Origin of the sequence: Streptomyces sp. XM4193 (assembly GCF_023072595.1) — a bacterium.
Lineage (GTDB): Bacteria > Actinomycetota > Actinomycetes > Streptomycetales > Streptomycetaceae > Streptomyces.
This window is the reverse complement of sequence record NZ_JALLGK010000002.1, coordinates 828,562-843,306: the sequence shown is the minus strand read 5'-3', so window position 1 is coordinate 843,306 and position 14,745 is coordinate 828,562. Positions and strand designations below refer to the sequence as shown.

Below are 14,745 nucleotides of genomic sequence, written 5' to 3'. Positions count from 1 at the left end.
CCTTGACAAGGGGACCCGGCTCCGGAAGTTTTACGCGCGTAGAGCAACGTCGGGCGCGTACCGACAGCCGACCTCCGGCGCCCGCGGGCAGCACCACCGGGCGCACACCCGCAGGCCGGCCGCCCCCACACCCGCAGCAACACCCCTCTTCGGAGCGAACCTTGACCACTCGCCAGACCGCGGCCGCCCTGTGCGCACTGACCGCCGCCGCCCTCACCTCCACGCTGCTGATCACCTCTGCCGGCGCGGCCTCCAACGAGCCGGCAGCCGGTGAGGTCCGCATCCACGACATCCAGGGCAGTACCCGGATCTCGCCGCTCGCGGGCGAGGAGGTGCGCGAGGTGGCCGGGATCGTGACCGGTGTGCGCGGCGAGGGCTCTCGCGGCTTCTGGATCCAGGACGAGGAGCCGGACGACGATCCGGCCACCAGCGAGGGCGTGTTCGTGTACACGGGCAAGGAGGCCCCCGCGGTCCTCGTCGGCGACCGGGTGCGGGTGAGCGGCACCGTCGCCGAGTACCGCCCGGGCGGCGAGGACTCCGGGAACCAGACGCTGACGCAGATAACCGCTCCCGAGGTGACCGTCGACTCCAGCGGCAACGAACTGCCCGATCCGGTGCGTCTGGACGCGCGCGGGATCCCCCGGGCCTACGCGCCGAAGGGCGGCGGGGAGAGCGGCATCGAGGACCGCGAACTGCGTCCGCGCGCCTTCGCGTTGGACCTCTGGGAATCACTGGAAGGGATGAACGTCGAGGTCCGCGACAGCCGCGTCGTCGGCCCCAGCACCTCCTACGGCGAGCTCTGGGTCACCGTCAGCCCGCGCGAGAACCCCTCGGCCCGCGGCGGCACCGTCTACGGCTCCTACCGGGACCAGAACGCCGGCCGACTGAAGATCAAGAGCCTCGCCGACCCGGACGAGCATCCCTTCCCCGAGGCCGACACCGGCGACCGTCTCACCGGCCGCACCCAGGGCCCGCTCGACTACGACGAGTTCGGCGGCTACACCCTGGCGGCGGCCGAGCTCGGCGAGGTGGAGCGGCGCGATCTGGAGCGCGAGCGCACCCGTCCGCAGCGCAGGGGCGAGCTCGCCGTCGCCACGTACAACGTGGAGAACCTCCACCCGGGCAACGACGCGGAGAAGTTCGAGCGGCTCGCGCAGGGCATCGCGCGCGATCTCGCCGCCCCGGACATCGTGGCCCTGGAGGAGATCCAGGACAACAACGGCCCCGAGGACGACGGCGAAACCGCCGCCGACCGTACGCTCGAAACACTGATCGAGGCGATCGTCGACGCCGGCGGCCCCCGCTACGAGTGGCGGAGCATCGACCCCGAGGACAAGGCCGACGGCGGCGAGCCGGGCGGCAACATCCGCACCGCCTTCCTCTTCAACCCCGAGAGGGTCACCGCCGAGGACCGCCCCGGCGGCGACGCGACCACGGCGACCGCGGTCGAACGCCGGGACGGCAGGGCCTCCCTCACCCTCTCCCCCGGCCGTGTCGACCCCGCCGACGAGGCGTGGGAGGACAGCCGCAAGCCGCTCGCCGCACAGTTCGCCTTCCGCGGCGAGCCGGTCATCGTGGTCGCCAACCACTTCGGCTCCAAGGGCGGCGACGAGCCGCTGCACGGGCGCTTCCAGCCGCCGAACCGCGTCTCGGAGACCCAGCGGCTGGCGCAGGCCGAATCGGTCAACTCCTTTGTCAGGGACGCCCTGAAGGTCGACCGCAAGGCGCAGATCGTGGTCCTCGGCGACATCAACGACTTCGAGTTCTCCGACACCACCAAAGCCCTGACCGCCGGCGGCGCACTCCGAAGCACGGCGTACTCCCTGCCCCGCGACGAGCGCTACACCTACGTCTTCCAGGGCAACTCCCAGATCCTCGACCAGACCCTCGTCTCACCGGCCATCCGCCGCTACGACTACGACATCGTCCACACCAACGCCGAGTTCGCGGACCAGATCAGCGACCACGACCCGCAGGTGCTGCGCTTCCGCCCCTGACCGGCGGCGCGGCGCGCGGCAGATCCGGTGCGGGGCCGCTCCGGATCTGCCGCACACCGCACCCGGTCTCCGTACGGTCCTGCTCGCGGCCCTGCGGATTCGAGTGGACGTCGTGGCCGGCCCGGTCCCAGAATCGGCCCATGAACCAGGGACCCTTCGGCCGGGTGGCCGCCGCGATGATCACACCGTTCACCGACAGCGGTGCGCTCGACGAGGCGGGGGCGGCCAGGCTCGCCACCCACCTCGTCGACCGCGGCGGTTGCGACGCGCTGGTGGTCAACGGCACCACCGGCGAGTCGCCCACCACCACCGACGAGGAGAAGCTGAGCCTGCTGCGCGCGGTGGTCCGAGCCGTCGGCGACCGCGCCACGATCACCGCCGGAGTCGGATCGGCGAGCACCGCCCACACGGTCGCACTCGCGCGGGCGTGCGAACAGGCGGGCGCCGACGGCCTGCTGGTCGTCACGCCGTACTACTCCCGCCCCGGCCGGGAAGCCGTCGCACACCATCTCGCCACGGTCGCCGACGCCACCCCGCTGCCGGTGCTGCTGTACGACATCCCCTCCCGCACCGGAGAGGGCACCGCGCTCAGCGCCGACACCCTGCGCACGCTCGCGGAGCATCCGCGCGTCGCAGGCGTCAAGGACTGCGCCCACGACCTCCTGAAGACCGGATCGGTGCTCGCCGACACCGGGCTCGCCTACTACGCCGGCTGCGACGAGGAGATCCTCCCGCTGCGCGCGATCGGTGCCGCGGGCTGCGTCAGCACGGTCGCGGGCGTCGCGGGCGGCCTCGTGCGGGAGATGCTCGACGCCTTCGACGCCGGCGACCTCGACGGTGCCCGCAAGCGCCACCACGCTCTGGCGCCGCTCGTACGGGCGTTGCAGTCGGCACCCGGCACGGTCACGCTGAAGGCGATCCACCGGGCTGCCGGGCTCCCCGGCGGCCCGGTGCGAGGTCCGCTGCTGGCCGCCGACGAGACGCTCACCGCCGAGTTGGTCGCTGCCTTCCGGCAGGCCAACGCCTGAGGCGGGTACGGGAGTTCGGCGGCCCGCGCCGCGCTGCCGCCCCTTCCGTACCGCCCCGGTGCCCCGCCCCGGTCGCCTCGCCCCGGTACGCGAGGAGCCCGGCCGAGGCACCGGCGGTGAGCTCGGGAAGGCGCAGACCGCGCGCGGCCGGCTCAGAAACCGGCGGCGGTCTCGCCCTGTTCCGGACGGTCGCCGCTCCGCGCCTCGCCGGTCAGATCGCGCACCAGCAGTGTCGCGCCGGCCACCGCTCCGGGCATCAGGAACACCGCCACCACCGGCACCAGGAACGTCGCGGCGAGCGGCACGCCGAAGCCGAGCGCAAGGCTCTTGCGGGTCCGCAGCATCCGCAGCCGGGTGCGCACGTCGATGCCGCGCCGCTGCATCGCGACCGAGGTGAGCTCCAGGGTCAGGAAGAAGCCGGACACGGCGAAGCCGAGCGCGGGCACGATCGTCTGGCCGATCAGCGGGACGAAGCCGAGCAGGAAGAGCGGTAGCGCGAGGGCCAGCGCCCTCATCAGCACGTAGAGGCTGTCGGTCAGCGAGGTCCACAGCTCGCGCCACCATGGCAGGTCCGGCCCGTCGGGCAGTCCGCCCTCGCTCTCCTCGACCTTCTCCGAGAGCGATTCGTAGAACGGGTCACCGATCAGCAGCGTCACCGCGGTGAAGGTCAGGATCGCCACCATGAGGCCGACGGCCAGCAGCAGCACCACGAAGCCCAGCCGCAGCAGATTGCGCGGCAAACCCGACCAGTCGTCGGCGAACGGCGTGGCCCACACCGCCAGATCACCGGCCTGGAAGGCGAGCAGCACCAGCAGGACCACGTACAGGACCAGGGCGATCAGAGCGGGCAGCAGACAGAACGCGTACAGGCGGCCGTGCTGCGCGACCCAGCGCTGACCCTGCATCAAATACCTGGCACCGGTGGCTAGTTCCCTCATGGGCGCCAGCCTATCCAGGCACCGCGGCACCCACGACGCGGGCCGGTCCCCATCGGGGAACACCGGCCGCACGCGACAGGGACGCACGCGACGCGCACGGCCCGGAGACGCAATCGACAGGGGCGTGTGCGAGGAACGCGGGGCCCGTACCGCGTCGGGCACGGAGTCCGTACCCGACGGGCACGGGCCCCGTGCGCGTCCCCGGCCGCCTCCCGCACGGGCGGGAGGCCGACGGTCGTCAGTTGTGGCTGTGCAGCACCTCGTTGAGGCCGCCCCAGGAGCCGGTGCGGGGCAGTACCTCGACGACACCGGTGGTGGAGTTGCGGCGGAAGAGCAGGTTGTCGCTGCCGGACAGCTCCAGCGCCTTGACCACCTTGCCGTCCGGCAGCGTGACCCGGGTGCCGGCCGTCACGTAGAGGCCGGCCTCCACGATGCAGTCGTCGCCGAGCGCGATGCCGATACCCGCCTCGGCGCCGAGCAGGCAGCGCTCGCCGAGCGAGACGACCTGCTTGCCCCCGCCGGAGAGGGTGCCCATGATCGAGGCGCCGCCGCCGATGTCGGAGCCGTCACCGACCACCACGCCGGCAGTGATCCGGCCCTCGACCATGGAGGTGCCGAGCGTGCCGGCGTTGAAGTTCACAAAGCCCTCGTGCATGACGGTGGTGCCGGCCGAGAGGTACGCGCCGAGGCGGACCCGGTCGGCGTCGCCGATGCGCACGCCCGCCGGGACGACGTAGTCGGTCATCCGCGGGAACTTGTCGACGCTGGTCACGGTGAGCCGCTCCCCGCGGGCGCGGGCGACCAGCCTGGCCTCCTCCACCCGGTCCACCGGGACCGGACCGAGGTGCGTCCAGGCGACGTTGGTGAGCAGGCCGAAGACTCCGTCGAGGTTCTGTCCGTGCGGCTTCACCAGTCGGTGGCTGAGCAGGTGGAGTCGCAGATAGGCGTCGTGCGCGTCCAGCGGCTTGTCCTGGAGGGAGGCGATGACCGTCCGCACCGCGACGACCTCCACGCCCGGCAGCGCGGTGGCGCCGAGCGCCTTCGGGGCGTCCTGGCCGAGCAGTTCGGCGGCGCGGTCGGCGTCCAGTCGCTCGGTGCCGGAGGCGCCCGCGTCGGTGCTCAACTCGGGCGCGGGGTACCAGGTGTCGAGGACGGTGCCGTCGGTGGTGACGGTGGCGAGCCCGGCGGCGACTGCGCCGGTGTGCGTGTGCGTGGCTGCATCGGTCATGCCGAGAACCTAACCGCTGCCGCGCCGCCGAGGCGAACCGGTCTCACCGGGCGGCCGCACCCCGGGCGCGGAGCCGCGACCGGCCCCATCGGCGCCCCGGGCCGCAGCTCCGCGGCCGTGCGCCCCAAGCCCCGCGCACCGTACGGGAGTTGCGGCGGTCCCCGGGAGCGGGGCGGCTCGCCGGCCGTACCGCGCCGGGCGGGCGGTGGCGACGAACCGGCCGGGCCCGTCAGTGGGCGGCACCGCCGAGGTTGAGCACCACGACACCGGCGATGACCAGCAGCACCCCGGCCACCTTCGCCGCCGACACCGACTCCCCGATGAAGACCATTCCGATCAACGCCACCGCGGCCGTACCGGCACCGGCCCAGATCGCGTACGCGGTGCCCACCGACATCTCCCGCAGGGTGAGCGAGAGCAGGTAGAAGGCGATCAGATAGCCGACCGCCGTGCCGAGCGAGGGCCACAGCCGGGTGAAACCGTCGCTGTACTTCATCGAGGTGGTGGCCAGCACCTCGGCGAGGATGGCGGCGGCCAGCGTCGCGTATGTCATCCGGACGACTGTACCCACCACTTGTGTGCCTCCGGGCACCTCGCTCGGCACCTCGCGGCACGTCGTGGAACGTCGTGGAACGTCGTGGAACCTCGCGGCACCTCGTGGAACGGAAAAGCGCCGGCGGACCGATTCGATCCGCCGGCGCTCCCGGTGTTCCGGCCGACGCCCGGGGCCGCCGGGCAAAGTGCCCGCGACGCCTCGGACGCGAAGCCCCGGACGCGACGCCTCGGGGCCTGCCCCGAGCGTGACGCCTCAGACGTTGAAGCCGAGTGCGCGCAGCTGCTCGCGCCCCTCCTCGGTGATCTTGTCCGGGCCCCACGGCGGCATCCAGACCCAGTTGATCTTCAGGTCCTTGACCAGGCCCTCGGTCGCCGACTTCGCCTGGTCCTCGATCACATCGGTCAACGGGCAGGCGGCCGACGTCAGGGTCATGTCCAGCGTCGCGATGTTCTCCTCGTCGACGTGCACCCCGTAGATCAGACCGAGGTTCACCACGTCGATGCCGAGCTCGGGGTCGACGACGTCGTACAGCGCCTCGCGGACCTCTTCCTCGCTCGCCGGTGAGGTCGTGCCCACACCGCCTTCAGCAGCCTCGCTCATGCCGTCCTCTCCTTCGGGCCGTCCTCGTCGCCCGCGCCCAGTGCCTGGGCGGTGGCGTCCTTCCATGCCATCCAGCTCAGCAAAGCGCACTTCACCCGGGCCGGGTACTTGGAGACACCGGCGAACGCGACCGCGTCCTCCAGCAGCTCCTCCATGGCGTCGTCCGGGGTCAACTGCCCCCTGGACTGCATCAGTTCCAGAAAGGCGCCCTGGATGCGGCGCGCCTGCTCCAGCTCCTTGCCCACCAGCAGCTCGTTGAGCACCGAGGCGCTGGCCTGGCTGATGGAGCAGCCCTGGCCCTCGTAGCTGACGTCGGCGATCCGCTCGCCGTCGTAGCGCACCCGGAGGGTGATCTCGTCCCCGCAGGTGGGGTTGACGTGATGCACCTCGGCATCGCCGTCCCGCAGCCCACGGCCGTGCGGGTGCTTGTAGTGGTCCAGGATCACGTCCTGGTACATCGAGTCGAGCTTCACGAGTGACACGCCATTCTCATCCGGTTTCCCGTCAGGGCTCTCATCCGAAGAAATTCCGCACGTGCTCCAGACCGTCGACCAGGGCGTCCACCTCGGCCGGCGTGGAGTACAGATAGAACGACGCTCGCGTCGTCGCGGGAATTCCGTACCGCAGGCAGACCGGCCGCGCACAGTGGTGGCCGACCCGTACGGCGATGCCCTGCTCGTCCAGCACCTGGCCGACGTCGTGCGGGTGGATGTCGCCCAGGGTGAAGGAGATCGCCGCGCCCCGGTCCTCGGCCGTGGTGGGGCCGATGATCCGCAGGTCCGGCACCTGGAGCAGCCGCTCCAGGGCGTACTCGACGATCGCGTGCTCGTGGGCGGCGATCTTGTCCATGCCGATGCCGGACAGGTAGTCCACCGCGGCGCCGAGCCCGACCGCCTGGGCGATCGGGGGCGTACCGGCCTCGAACTTGTGCGGGGCCGGCGCGTAGGTGGAGGAGTGCATCGAGACGGTCTCGATCATCTCGCCGCCGCCGAGGAACGGCGGCAGGTCCTCCAGCAGCTCCTGCCGACCCCACAGCACGCCGATGCCGGTCGGGCCGCACATCTTGTGGCCGGTGAAGGCGATGAAGTCGGCCTGGATGGCCTGCACGTCGAACGCGGTGTGCGGTACGGCCTGGGAGGCGTCCACCACCACCAGCGCCCCGACCTCCTGGGCACGCCGGGCGATCTCCTCGACCGGGTTGAAGGTGCCCAGGATGTTGGAGGCCAGCGTGTACGAGACGACCTTGGTCTTCTCGGTGATGAGCTCGTCGATCCGGGAGAGGTCGAGCCGGCCGTCGTCGGTCAGCCCGAACCACTTCAGCTTCGCGCCGGTGCGCTGCGCCAGCAGCTGCCACGGCACGATGTTGGAGTGGTGCTCCATCTCCGTGATGACGATCTCGGTGTCGCTGTCCACCCGGTAGGGCTCGTCCGCCCAACCGAGCATGTTGGCGACGAGGTTGAGCGACTCCGAGGCGTTCTTGGTGAAGATCACCTCGTCGCGGCTCGGCGCGTTGATGAAGGCGGCGACCTTGTCCCTCGCGCCCTCGTACAGCGCCGTGGCCTCTTCCGCGAGCACGTGCACGCCGCGATGGACGTTGGCGTTGTGCTGCTCGTAGTAGTCGCTCAGTGCGTCGAGCACCTGGCGGGGCTTCTGCGAGGTCGCGGCGCTGTCGAGGTAGACGAGCTTCTTCCCGTCGTGGAGCACGCGGTCCAGGACGGGGAAGTCCTTGCGAATCGCCTCGGTGTCGAGGTGGCCGGGGAGTCCACGGCGGGAGGAAGTCACGTGCTGGTGCCGCCCTTCACGTACTGCTCGTAGCCCTCGGCCTCGAGCTTGTCGGCGAGCTCCGCGCCACCGGACTCGGCGATGCGTCCCTTGGCGAAGACGTGCACGTGGTCCGGCTTGATGTAGCGCAGGATGCGGGTGTAGTGGGTGATCAGCAGCGTGCCGACGTCCCCGCCCTCGCGGACCCGGTTGACGCCCTCGGAGACGACCCGCAGCGCGTCGACGTCCAGACCGGAGTCGGTCTCGTCCAGCACCGCGATCTTGGGCCGCAGCAGCTCCAGCTGGAGGATCTCGTGGCGCTTCTTCTCACCGCCGGAGAAGCCCTCGTTGACGTTGCGCTCGGCGAAGGAGGGGTCCATCTGGAGACGCGCCATGGCCTCCTTGACCTCCTTGACCCAGGTGCGCAGCTTCGGGGCCTCGCCGCGGGTGGCGGTGGCGGCGGTGCGCAGGAAGTTGGAGACCGAGACTCCGGGGACCTCGACCGGGTACTGCATGGCGAGGAACAGGCCGGCGCGGGCGCGCTCGTCGACGGACATCTCCAGGACGTCCTCGCCGTCGAGCGAGACGGTGCCGCCGGTGATCGTGTACTTGGGGTGGCCCGCGAGGGAGTAGGCGAGCGTCGACTTGCCGGAGCCGTTCGGCCCCATGATGGCGTGCGTCTCGCCCTGCTTCACGGTCAGGTCGACCCCGCGCAGAATCTGCTCGGGACCGCCCTCGGTGTTGACGGAGACGTGCAGGTCGTGGATCTCAAGGGTTGCCATGGGGACTTCAGGACTCCTGGGTGACGGAGACGAGCACGGCCGCGGCCGGCCCCTCGCCTTCGATCTTTACGGGGTATACGGGAACGGGCTGGGTCGCCGGCAGCCCGGACGGCTTGCCGGTGCGCAGGTCGAAGGCCGACCCGTGCAGCCAGCACTCGATGGCGCAGTCGTCGACCTCGCCCTCGGAGAGCGAGACGTTCGCGTGCGAGCAGATGTCGTTGATCGCGAACACCTCGCCCTCGGTGCGCACCAGCGAGACCGGCACGCCGTCGATCTCCACCCGCTTCGGGGTGTCCTCCTCCAGCTCCGCCAGCTTCGCTGCCTCGACGAAGGCACTCATGCGACCGACGCCTCCAGCTCGGCGTCGATCTTGGCGATGAGCCGCTCCTGGAGATCGGGCAGGCCGATCTGCTGGACCAGCTCGGCGAAGAAGCCGCGGACGACCAGGCGCCGCGCCTCGTCCGCGGAGATACCGCGCGACATCAGGTAGAACAGCTGCTCGTCCTCGAAACGGCCGGTCGCCGAGGCGTGGCCCGCGCCGACGATCTCGCCAGTCTCGATCTCCAGGTTGGGGACCGAGTCGACGCGCGCGCCGTCGGTGAGGACGAGGTTGCGGTTCAGCTCGTAGGTGTCGGTGCCCGCGGCGTCCTTGCGGATGATCACGTCACCGATCCACACCGCGTGCGCGTCCGCGCCCTGGAGCGCGCCCTTGTAGGCGACGTTGCTGCGGCAGTTGGGGGTGTCGTGGTCCACCAGCAGACGGTGCTCCTGGTGCTGGCCGTTGTCGGTGAAGAACAGGCCGTACAGCTCGGCCTCGCCGCCGGGTCCGGTGTAGCTGACGCGCGGGTTCAGCCGCACCAGATCCCCGCCGAAGGTGACCACCACGGACTTGAAGGTGGCGTCCCGGCCGACCAGCGCGTTGTGCTGCGAGCAGTGGACGGCCGTGTCGTCCCAGTCCTGCACGGACACGACGGTCAGCTTGGCGCCGTCGCCCAGTACGAACTCGACGTTGGCGCTGCGCACCGTGTCACCGGTGTGGTCGATGACGATGACCGCCTCGGCGAACTGCTTGAGCTCGAACACCGTGTGCCCGTACGTCACGCCGCCCTGGCCGTGCAGACCGACGCGGATCGGCTCGTCCAGCACCGCCTCCTTCGGCACGGTCACCACGGTGGCCCGCTCGAAGGAGCTGTACGCCTGCGCGGCGACCCGGTCGATCGGGGCGCCCGCGCGGCCGAGCCGGGCGTCCTCGCGGCCGACCGACTCGACGGTGACCTCGTCCGGGGCCGAGATCTCGGCCTTGACGCTGCCGGAGGCCTCGGCGGAGCCGTCGTGCAGCCCCTTCAGGCGGTCCAGCGGAGTGAACCGCCACTCCTCCTCGCGGCCGTGCGGCACCGGGAAGTCCGCCACGTCGAAGGACGGAGCAGCGCTCATCCGGGTGGCGACGGTGGACTCGCCGGCCACCGCGATCGATCCGGAGGTGTTGGCACCCGCCGGTGGGTTCTGAGCCTCAGCCATGGCTGTCGTCGTGCTCACTTTCTGCCTGTCGGTTCGGTGGGGAGGGCTGGGCGCCGGGCGCCCGGTGCGGGGCCGGTCAGCCGACCGCGCCCTCCATCTGGAGCTCGATCAGCCGGTTGAGTTCCAGCGCGTACTCCATGGGCAGCTCCTTGGCGATCGGCTCGACGAAGCCGCGCACGATCATCGCCATCGCCTCGTCCTCGGCCATGCCCCGGCTCATCAGGTAGAAGAGCTGGTCGTCGCTGACCTTGGAGACGGTCGCCTCGTGGCCCATCGTCACGTCGTCCTCGCGGACGTCGACGTAGGGGTAGGTGTCGGAGCGGGAGACGGTGTCGACCAGCAGTGCGTCGCAGAGCACGTTGGACTTGGAGCCCGACGCACCCTCGCCGATCTCGATCAGACCGCGGTAGGAGGTGCGGCCACCGCCCCGCGCCACCGACTTGGAGACGATGTTGGAGGAGGTGTTGGGCGCCATGTGCACCATCTTGGCGCCGGCGTCCTGGTGCTGGCCCTCGCCCGCGAAGGCGACCGAGAGGGTCTCGCCCTTGGCGTGCTCGCCCATCAGGTAGATGGCCGGGTACTTCATGGTGACCTTGGAGCCGATGTTGCCGTCGACCCACTCCATGGTCGCGCCCTCGTAGGCCACGGCGCGCTTGGTGACCAGGTTGTAGACGTTGTTCGACCAGTTCTGGATGGTCGTGTAGCGGCAGCGGCCGCCCTTCTTGACGATGATCTCGACGACCGCGGAGTGCAGCGAGTCCGAGTCGTAGATCGGGGCGGTGCAGCCCTCGACGTAGTGGACGTAGGCGTCCTCGTCGACGATGATCAGCGTCCGCTCGAACTGGCCCATGTTCTCGGTGTTGATCCGGAAGTAGGCCTGGAGCGGGATGTCGACGTGCACACCCGGCGGGACGTAGATGAACGAACCGCCCGACCACACCGCGGTGTTCAGCGCGGCGAACTTGTTGTCGCCGGCCGGGATGACCGTGCCGAAGTGCTCCTGGAAGAGCTCCGGGTGCTCCTTGAGCGCGGTGTCGGTGTCCAGGAAGAGAACGCCCTGGGCCTCCAGGTCCTCGCGGATCTGGTGGTAGACGACCTCGGACTCGTACTGGGCGGCGACGCCGGCGACCAGGCGCTGCTTCTCCGCCTCGGGGATGCCGAGCTTGTCGTAGGTGTTCTTGATGTCCTCGGGCAGGTCCTCCCAGGACTGGGCCTGCTTCTCCGTGGACCGCACGAAGTACTTGATGTTGTCGAAGTCGATTCCGCTGAGGTCCGAACCCCAGCTCGGCATCGGCTTCTTGCCGAAGAGCTTCAGGCCCTTGAGCCGCATCTTCAGCATCCAGTCCGCCTCGGACTTCTTCGCCGAGATGTCGCGGACGACGTCCTCGGACAGTCCGCGCTTGGCGGCGGCGCCCGCTGCGTCGGAGTCGGACCAGCCGTACTCGTAGTTGCCCAGCCCCTCCAGTTCGGGGTGAGCAGTCTCCGTGGGGAGAGTCATACGGGGTTCCTCCCGGCTGTGCTTTCGGATGCGGTTGCGTGCTGCTGTTGCTCTGGCTCGTGCGGTGGCTCGACCGGTCTCGCCGCGTGCGGCACGTAGGTGGTGCACACCCCGTCGCCGTGCGCGATGGTGGCCAGACGTTGGACATGGGTCCCGAGCAGGTGGGAGAAGATCTCGGTCTCCGCCTCGCACAACTGCGGGAACTGCTCCGCGGCGTGAGCCACCGGGCAGTGGTGCTGACAGAGCTGCTCACCGGCGGAAGCGGGCGCACTGCGCGCGGTGGCAGCGTACCCGTCCTCGCTGAGCGCCTCGGCCAGCACCTGTGCCCTCTCGTGCGGTGCGGCCCGCTCGACCCGCTCGCGGTATCGCTCGACCTGGGACTCCACCCAGGCCCTGGCGAACGCGGCCACCGCGGCCTGCCCCGGATCGCCGCCGCCGGCGGCGCGCGCGATCCAGCGCATGGCGTCGGTGGCGAGCTCGTCGTAGGCCTGGTCGAAGGCGTCCCGGCCGCTCTCGGTGAGCGCGAAGACCTTGGCCGGCCTGCCCCGCCCCCGAGCGCCGTACACCCGCTGCGCCCGCGGCTCGACCATGCGGTCGGCCACCAGAGCGTCCAGATGACGGCGGACCGCGGCCTGCGTCAGCTCCAGCCGCTCGGCCAGCTCCGCCGCGGTGGACGGACCGTGGTCGAGGATGGAGCGAGCCACCCTGTTACGGGTGCCGTGCTGCTCGTCGGGCGCCGAAGCGGCACCGACGCCCCCGGCGACCGGGCCGGTCGCCTGGCGCTCAGCAGGACCCGTGTTTTTCACAACGCCATTGTTGCGTAATTAAAAGAGCGGCGGCAAGCCGCCCTTGTGACCTGTGCGAATGGGGTGCATCACGTAAGGCAAGCCTTACCCGGCATGCCGGACGCAGCCCGGCCCGGCGCCCCGCACACCGCCCAACCCCCGCCCGGCACCGGCCCCGGGGCGCTCCCTAGACTCGACCGCATGCACGCAACCGCGGCTGTCGAGGTCGCAGGACTGGTGAAGCGGTACGGACGCAGCACGGCGGTCGACGGTCTCGACCTGACCGTGGAGCGCGGCACCGTCACCGCGGTGCTCGGCCCGAACGGCGCCGGGAAGACCACCACCGTGGAGATCTGCGAGGGCTACCGCAGACCCGACGAAGGCCGGGTACGGGTCCTCGGGCTCGACCCGCTCGCCGACGCGGCCCGACTGCGACCGCGGATCGGCGTGATGCTCCAGAGCGGCGGCATCTACCCCGGGGTCCGTGCGATGGAGATGCTGCGGCACGTCGCGAGCCTGCACGCCCACCCGCTCGACGCGGACGCGCTCGCCGAACGCCTGGGCCTCGGCTCCTGCGGACGCACCCCCTATCGCCGCCTCTCCGGCGGCCAGCAGCAGCGCCTCTCGCTGGCCATGGCCGTCGTCGGCAGACCCGAGCTGGTCTTCCTCGACGAACCCACCGCCGGCCTGGACCCCCAGGCACGGCGCGCGACCTGGGAGCTGGTGCGCGAGCTCCGCGCGGACGGGGTGAGCGTCCTGCTGACCACCCACTTCATGGACGAGGCCGAGGAGCTGGCCGACCGGGTCGCGATCGTGGACGCCGGCCGGGTCATCGCCCACGACGAGCCAGCGGCGCTGTGCCGCGGCAACGCGCGCAACACCCTGCGCTTCGAGGGCCGCCCGGGACTGGATCTGGACTCCCTGCTCACCGCGCTGCCGCCCGACTGCAAGGCGACCGAGGCGGCCCCGGGCAGCTACCTGATCACCGGCGAGGTGGAGCCCCAGCTCCTCGCCACCGTCACCGCCTGGTGCGCCCAGAACGGAGTCCTGCCGGACCGCATCGCGGTCGAACGGCACACGCTGGAGGACGTCTTCCTCGAGCTGACAGGCAAGGAGCTGCGCGGGTGAGCGCCACCGAGACCGGCAACTGGACCCCGCGCCCCGGCGCCGCACCGCTGCCGCGCATGGTCGCGGCCCAGGCCGCCCTGGAGACCCGGATGCTGCTGCGCCACGGTGAGCAGCTGCTGCTCACCGTGGTCATTCCGACGCTGCTGCTGGTGCTCTTCAGCGCCGTCGACATCGTCGACACCGGAGAGGGCGAGCGCGTCGACTTCCTCGCCCCCGGAGTGCTGGCACTCGCCGTGCTCTCCACCGCCTTCACGGGCCAGGCGATCTCCACCGGCTTCGAGCGGCGGTACGGCGTGCTGAAGCGACTCGCCGCCACACCGATGCCTCGCTGGGGCCTGATGTGCGCCAAGACCTGTGCGGTCCTGGTGATCGAGGTGCTCCAGGTCGCGCTGCTCGTCGGCGTCGCCCTGGCGCTGGGCTGGTCGCCCGCGGGTGGAGCGGCCGGCGCGGTCGCGGTCCTCCTGCTCCTCCTCGCGGGCACCGCGGCCTTCTCCGGGCTCGGGCTGCTGATGGCCGGAACGCTGCGGGCCGAAGCCACCCTGGCCGCGGCGAACCTGGTCTTCGTCCTGCTGCTGATCTGCGGCGGCGTCGTCGTACCGCTCGACCGCTTCCCCTCGGGCGTGCAGACGGTGCTGGAGCTGCTTCCGATCTCCGCCCTCTCCGAGGGACTGCGGTCCGTGCTCCAGGAGGGCGCGGCACTCCCCTGGGCCGAACTGGGCGTACTGGGCGCATGGGCCGTGGTCGCGCTGGGCCTGGCGGCCCGCTTCTTCCGCTGGGAGTGACCCGTCGGGCGCCCGGACCGCCCCGCCCTGCTCGCGCTCGGCTCCGCCGAGGAAGCCCCCGCGCCCGGAGTCTCCGGCTCCGCAATCCGCGGCTCGGGAATCCTCACCGCCGAGGCCCTGCGCTGCCGAAAGCTGTGCTCCCGA

15 protein-coding genes are annotated in these 14,745 nt (G+C 71.1%); 4 read left to right on the top strand and 11 right to left on the bottom strand.

Annotation, left to right across the window (positions count from 1 at the left end; translation table 11 throughout):
- Positions 1–161 precede the first annotated feature (161 nt).
- Both MTQ01_RS10860 and dapA read left to right on the top strand, forming a co-directional pair.
- A complete protein-coding gene (locus MTQ01_RS10860) occupies positions 162–1,997 on the top strand; it encodes an endonuclease/exonuclease/phosphatase family protein (RefSeq protein ID WP_247488999.1) in 1,836 nt (611 codons plus the stop codon).
- A gap of 140 nt (positions 1,998–2,137) precedes the next feature.
- Complete coding sequence (dapA, locus tag MTQ01_RS10855; RefSeq protein WP_247488997.1) at positions 2,138–3,025, top strand: 4-hydroxy-tetrahydrodipicolinate synthase; 888 nt, start codon at positions 2,138–2,140, stop codon at positions 3,023–3,025.
- 152 nt (positions 3,026–3,177) lie between these two features.
- Here dapA and MTQ01_RS10850 read toward each other — a convergent pair whose 3' ends face one another.
- The 11 genes from MTQ01_RS10850 to MTQ01_RS10800 form a co-directional block, all read right to left on the bottom strand.
- Complete coding sequence (locus MTQ01_RS10850) at positions 3,178–3,963, bottom strand: EI24 domain-containing protein (protein ID WP_247488995.1); 786 nt, start codon at positions 3,961–3,963, stop codon at positions 3,178–3,180.
- 238 nt (positions 3,964–4,201) lie between these two features.
- A complete protein-coding gene (gene dapD / locus MTQ01_RS10845) occupies positions 4,202–5,191 on the bottom strand; it encodes a 2,3,4,5-tetrahydropyridine-2,6-dicarboxylate N-succinyltransferase (RefSeq protein WP_247488993.1) in 990 nt (329 codons plus the stop codon).
- 229 nt (positions 5,192–5,420) lie between these two features.
- Positions 5,421–5,744 carry a multidrug efflux SMR transporter gene (locus MTQ01_RS10840; protein WP_247488991.1) on the bottom strand — a complete coding sequence of 108 codons (324 nt, stop codon included), beginning with the start codon at positions 5,742–5,744 and terminating at the stop codon, positions 5,421–5,423.
- Between the two features lie 255 nt (positions 5,745–5,999).
- The gene (locus MTQ01_RS10835) at positions 6,000–6,347 is read right to left on the bottom strand and encodes a metal-sulfur cluster assembly factor (RefSeq protein WP_247488990.1); all 348 of its coding nucleotides are present in this window, start codon (positions 6,345–6,347) and stop codon (positions 6,000–6,002) included.
- Complete coding sequence (gene sufU, locus MTQ01_RS10830) at positions 6,344–6,820, bottom strand: Fe-S cluster assembly sulfur transfer protein SufU (protein WP_211038890.1); 477 nt, start codon at positions 6,818–6,820, stop codon at positions 6,344–6,346. Before sufU ends, MTQ01_RS10835 begins: the two co-directional genes overlap by 4 nt.
- A gap of 40 nt (positions 6,821–6,860) precedes the next feature.
- A complete protein-coding gene (locus tag MTQ01_RS10825) occupies positions 6,861–8,129 on the bottom strand; it encodes a cysteine desulfurase (RefSeq protein ID WP_247488988.1) in 1,269 nt (422 codons plus the stop codon).
- A complete protein-coding gene (gene sufC, locus MTQ01_RS10820; protein ID WP_247488986.1) occupies positions 8,126–8,890 on the bottom strand; it encodes a Fe-S cluster assembly ATPase SufC in 765 nt (254 codons plus the stop codon). The genes MTQ01_RS10825 and sufC overlap by 4 nt, the downstream gene beginning before the upstream one ends.
- A 7-nt stretch (positions 8,891–8,897) precedes the next feature.
- Positions 8,898–9,230, bottom strand: a complete 333-nt coding sequence (locus MTQ01_RS10815) for a non-heme iron oxygenase ferredoxin subunit (RefSeq protein WP_247488984.1) — start codon at positions 9,228–9,230, stop codon at positions 8,898–8,900.
- Complete coding sequence (gene sufD / locus MTQ01_RS10810) at positions 9,227–10,408, bottom strand: Fe-S cluster assembly protein SufD (RefSeq protein ID WP_211038816.1); 1,182 nt, start codon at positions 10,406–10,408, stop codon at positions 9,227–9,229. Before sufD ends, MTQ01_RS10815 begins: the two co-directional genes overlap by 4 nt.
- 76 nt (positions 10,409–10,484) lie before the next feature.
- Positions 10,485–11,906 carry a Fe-S cluster assembly protein SufB gene (sufB, locus tag MTQ01_RS10805; protein ID WP_247488982.1) on the bottom strand — a complete coding sequence of 474 codons (1,422 nt, stop codon included), beginning with the start codon at positions 11,904–11,906 and terminating at the stop codon, positions 10,485–10,487.
- Positions 11,903–12,712, bottom strand: a complete 810-nt coding sequence (locus MTQ01_RS10800; RefSeq protein ID WP_374207687.1) for a helix-turn-helix transcriptional regulator — start codon at positions 12,710–12,712, stop codon at positions 11,903–11,905. Before MTQ01_RS10800 ends, sufB begins: the two co-directional genes overlap by 4 nt.
- 180 nt (positions 12,713–12,892) lie before the next feature.
- On the opposite strand from MTQ01_RS10800, the gene MTQ01_RS10795 reads away from it, so the two are divergent.
- Both MTQ01_RS10795 and MTQ01_RS10790 read left to right on the top strand, forming a co-directional pair.
- Positions 12,893–13,819 (top strand): ABC transporter ATP-binding protein, encoded by a 927-nt coding sequence (locus MTQ01_RS10795; protein ID WP_247488980.1) that lies wholly within the window; start codon positions 12,893–12,895, stop codon positions 13,817–13,819.
- Positions 13,820–13,875: 56 nt separating this feature from the next.
- The gene (locus MTQ01_RS10790; protein ID WP_247489224.1) at positions 13,876–14,601 is read left to right on the top strand and encodes an ABC transporter permease; all 726 of its coding nucleotides are present in this window, start codon (positions 13,876–13,878) and stop codon (positions 14,599–14,601) included.
- Positions 14,602–14,745 lie beyond the last annotated feature (144 nt).